Origin of the sequence: Thiohalocapsa sp. (assembly GCF_019695415.1) — a bacterium.
GTDB lineage: Bacteria > Pseudomonadota > Gammaproteobacteria > Chromatiales > Chromatiaceae > Thiohalocapsa.
In genome coordinates, this window is the sequence record NZ_JAIFKJ010000590.1 from 1 (window position 1) to 3,799 (window position 3,799).

Sequence of the window (3,799 nt, forward strand, 5' to 3'; positions counted from 1 at the left end):
TCTCCCACCGAGATTCTCGACCCCGGGGTTTCCCCCGCCCCCCACCTACCCCCCCCTGTCCGACACCGTCCCCCCCGCCTTCGCCGAGACCGCCGACCCAAGTTGGGACATGCCGCTCAATCTTCGCATCACACCCGCCCTGCTGGTGCATGCGCTGATGGAGAACGCCTCCGGCGTCCACACCGGCTGGGAGAGCTGCGTGGACGAGTCTGCCATGCTCTCCGAGCTCGTGGTGATGGACGACACCGGCAGCGCCGCAGTGCGGTTGGTAGAGCAGGAGTTCGCCGACGAGGCGGAGCCGGATGCGGTTTGGCATGACTGGGCCGTGGAGGTGCGCATCGGCCGCGTCGTCACCGTGGGGCACTTCTCGGTGCGCACCAACGCGGCGCCGCTGGATTGGAACTGGCACCTGCGCGAGGCCGAGCGTGCCTTCGAGCGTGCCTGTGTCCTGCTAGGTCGGCGGGTGCGCCGCGGCCTTGCCGTGGAAGAACCACTGCCGCAGGAATTGCCGCCCCGGGCGAGCCGTCACTGAATTCCACGCCACGGGCTCCCCCAGCGCCGCCGCGCGTTCTGCTGTAGGCGCCGCCGCGCGTTCTGTTCCCAGCCCCGCTGCGCATCCGAGCCCTGGCGTCGCCGTTGTCGAAGCCCAAAACCACGTCCGCCATCACCGCCATGAAGATTCATATCGACCTGGATATCACCGCCGAAGAAATGCGCAGACTGATGGGCCTGCCCGACGTGGAGGCGTTTCAGCAACAACTGTTGGACGATATCCGCGAGCGCATGCAGGCTGGGGTCGAGGGCTACGATCCTCTGAAGCTTTTCCAACCCTACCTTGCGAGCAGCCTCGCCGGCATGGACATGATGCAGAAGCTCTTTGCCGCCGGGGTCAGTGGCACGCGTGCCGGCACGGACAAGGACGACGAATCGGCCTGAACAAGCGCCCAAGCGGCAGCACAAGCCGGGCATCATCGGCGCATCCGGGCGCGGCAGTCGGTTGAACCGAGGGGGTGGCCGCCACCACTTGCCGGCATCGATGAAGCGACCACCAGAGCCAGCTCGGAGACCAACATGATCAGGCAATTTCTGCTCGCTGCGGCACTCATCGCCGCAGTCCCAGGCGCTATGGCGGCTGCCGCCGCCGAAGCCGACGGCAACGCGGCGCCTGCCCTCGTCGACGCCGCTTGGCTCAAGGCCCGCATCGACGACGTCGTCGTTGTCGACCTGCAAGAGCCCAAGGCCTTTCAGCGCTTTCACATCCCCGGCGCCGCGAATTTACCCTACGGCAGCTGGCGCACCAGTGCGCCCAAAGGCAACAAGAACCCCGCCGTGCTGGTCTCCATGATGCCCGACGTGGCCGATTTGGAGACCATGCTCGGCGCCGCCGGCATCGGCAACGAAGACCATGTTGTCATCGTCGCCACCGGCCGCAGCGCCGGTGACCTCGCCGCGGCGGCCCGAGTCTTCTGGACATTCAAGGTGCTGGGGCACGACACTGTGAGCGTTCTGGACGGGGGCCTGGTCGCATACGCGGACGCGGGAGGGCGCCTTGCGAAAGGTCCGGAGCAGAGACGGGAGACGACTTTCCGCGCCACGCTGCGCCCGGAGCTGTTGCCGGACGCTGCCGCCGTCGCGGCGGCCCGCAGCAGCGGCGCCCAGCTGGTGGATGCGCGCAGCGAGGGCGAGTTCGTCGGCCTCTACACCGGCGACAGCGACGAGCGAGCCGGCACCATTCCAGGCGCCAAGCATCTGCCCTATGACTGGGTCGCCGTAGACGGCGGCGCGCGTCTGCGCAGCCGCGGTGCGCTGGAGCAGCTGTTCACGGCCCGCGGCATCGACCCGGCGCAGGCGCAGGTGCACTTCTGCCACAGCGGCAATCGTGCAGCGCTCAGCTGGTTCGCGGCTTATGCGGTGCTGGGCAACAAGGAGGCGACGCTCTACGACGGCTCCATGATGGAGTGGGCGCAAACCGAAGACCGGCCCGTCGCCGCAGCAATCGAGCTTTGCGAGGCCTGCTGAGCGGCGCAGCGTGGCGGTAGGACTGGGGCTGCCCTGCCCTCAAAGGGTATGGGAAATGACCGGTCGTTCCTGTCCGGACAGCCCCTCCACCGCCGCCACTGCGGCAGCGCCGGCCTCGTCCACGTCCGCCTCGGTGCCGGACAGCGTGAGGCGGCCGAAAGCGCCGACGGCGCGCACGTCGATGATGGTGATGTTGGCTGCCTTCTCCGCCTGGTTGGCGGCGTAGACGATGTAGCCTGCGGGCTCTGTCTCCAGAATGAACATGCTCTGGCCTGGCAGAATCATCGAGCCGCGCCGGTTTTGGCGGTTGATAAGCACCGTGTGATCCGGTGTCATGGCGCGGATGATCTCCTTCCAGGCCACCCGACACCGCTGGCGGTCGTCCTGCTGAGCGCGCAGGTTCTCCAGCAAGATGCGCCCGGCCTCCAGCACATCACTCTGATCGCGCTGGTGAATCACCATGGAGCCGAACGCGCGCTCCACGACCTGCTGCGCGAGGTGCACGCGGGTGGCCTTCAGCGCGATGTCCGTGAGCCGGTGGATGGCCATGCCGGGTGAGACCTCCACCCAGAGGCAGGCGTCGCCGGGAATAGGCAGGAAGCCCTGCGACACCGTGGCCATGTACTCGGCCAGCTGCGGCTGCAGGGAATCGATGTAGATATAAGTCCGGAGCTTGATCATTGCGTCGGTGCGTCGGTTCCGACGCCTTCCAGCTTCTCTTGCAGCAAATGGATATGCAGGCGGAGATTGTACAGTTGATCGGTGTAGCCGAGCGGTACATCGATTTGCGCCGCCTCCGCTTCGATCTGCGACAGTTGCGCCCGCAGCGCGGCCGCCTCAGCAGCGGGGAGGATGCCTACCTCGCTCTGGCGGTCGATCCGACGCAGCTGTACGTACCAGCGCAGGATGCGCCGACGCACGCGCCAGGCGTAGACCGGCGGCAGGACCTTGATGAGCGGCAAGAGCAGCGCCAGCAGAGGCACCAGCATCACCTTGGTGCGGTCGACCCAGGTGGCCGCCCAAAATGGCAGGTAGCGTTGCAGGAAGGGCGGCCCCTGCTCGTAGTGGCGCTCGGCATCCGGGCTCAGCGGGAAGTCCGAGTGCCGGGGTGTCGGGAAGCTGCCGGGCGCCGCCAGCAGCGAGCCGGCGCCGTGAACCCGTTTCGCCGCCTGTATCAGCAGGTCCACCAGCGCCGGATGGATGTCCGGGCGGGCGACAAGATTCGCTGTCGGTGCCGCCAGGGCGATCGGCAGGGGCGGGATGTCCTCTGCCGGATTCAGCGTACCGCGGGGCAGCTCAAGGACTGTCAGCGCGCGATTGATGCGCGCGTAGGCCTCGGCCCGCGGCAGGGTTTGCAGCCGCACCGCCGGGTCTTGAAGCAGACCGCGCAGCAGTGGGGCATCCGGTGCGGCGACGTTGAACATCAGATCCAGCTCGCCTGCGATGAGGTCCCGGGCGGAGTCCTCGGCAGGCTCGCTCACCAGCGTCGCAGCGTCCGTGCTGATGCCGTTCAGGGACAGCAGTTGCTGCACCAGCGGGCGAGTGCCGCTGCCCTCCGGGCCCACAGCGATACGCAGGCCGTCGAGCTCGTTCAGCGCGCGCGTCGGCGCCGCGGCGGGCACCAAAAGCCACAGGGGCTCGTCGAACATGCTGCCGAGGCCGCCAAGTTGCCCCCGCCGCTCGGGCAGGGCGAACCCGCCTTGCCCCACTGCGATGTCTAACGGGCCGTCCTCGCGTAAGGACCGCGCGGGATTTACCACCCTGCCCTTACCTCCCCGGC

At 67.9% G+C, this 3,799-nt stretch carries 5 protein-coding genes; 3 read left to right on the forward strand and 2 right to left on the reverse strand.

What is annotated here, in order from left to right; all coding sequences use genetic code 11:
• From I6U14_RS16200 to I6U14_RS16210, 3 genes are all read left to right on the forward strand, one after another.
• Nucleotides 1-532: hypothetical protein (locus I6U14_RS16200; RefSeq protein WP_367115680.1), on the forward strand; the 532-nt coding region annotated here is incomplete at its 5' end.
• A 104-nt stretch (nucleotides 533-636) separates the two neighbouring features.
• Nucleotides 637-936 carry a DUF6489 family protein gene (locus I6U14_RS16205; protein WP_367115681.1) on the forward strand — a complete coding sequence of 100 codons (300 nt, stop codon included), beginning with the start codon at nucleotides 637-639 and terminating at the stop codon, nucleotides 934-936.
• A gap of 135 nt (nucleotides 937-1,071) precedes the next feature.
• Nucleotides 1,072-2,019, forward strand: coding sequence for a sulfurtransferase (locus I6U14_RS16210; RefSeq protein WP_296900580.1), 948 nt, complete (start codon nucleotides 1,072-1,074; stop codon nucleotides 2,017-2,019).
• Nucleotides 2,020-2,058: 39 nt separating this feature from the next.
• Here the strand turns inward: I6U14_RS16210 and I6U14_RS16215 are convergent, their stop codons facing one another.
• Together I6U14_RS16215 and I6U14_RS16220 are read right to left on the reverse strand one after the other, a co-directional pair.
• The gene (locus tag I6U14_RS16215; protein ID WP_296900582.1) at nucleotides 2,059-2,700 is read right to left on the reverse strand and encodes a BMC domain-containing protein; all 642 of its coding nucleotides are present in this window, start codon (nucleotides 2,698-2,700) and stop codon (nucleotides 2,059-2,061) included.
• On the reverse strand, nucleotides 2,697-3,799 hold a 1,103-nt coding region (locus I6U14_RS16220; RefSeq protein WP_296900584.1), incomplete at its 5' end, for a TAXI family TRAP transporter solute-binding subunit. The genes I6U14_RS16215 and I6U14_RS16220, both read right to left, overlap by 4 nt.

Excerpts from the sequence above, each read along its gene's own strand:
- I6U14_RS16210 (WP_296900580.1), top strand. The coding sequence starts at position 1,072 with ATGATCAGGCAATTTCTGCTCGCTGCGGCACTCATCGCCGCAGTCCCA.
- I6U14_RS16215 (WP_296900582.1), bottom strand. The coding sequence starts at position 2,700 with ATGATCAAGCTCCGGACTTATATCTACATCGATTCCCTGCAGCCGCAG.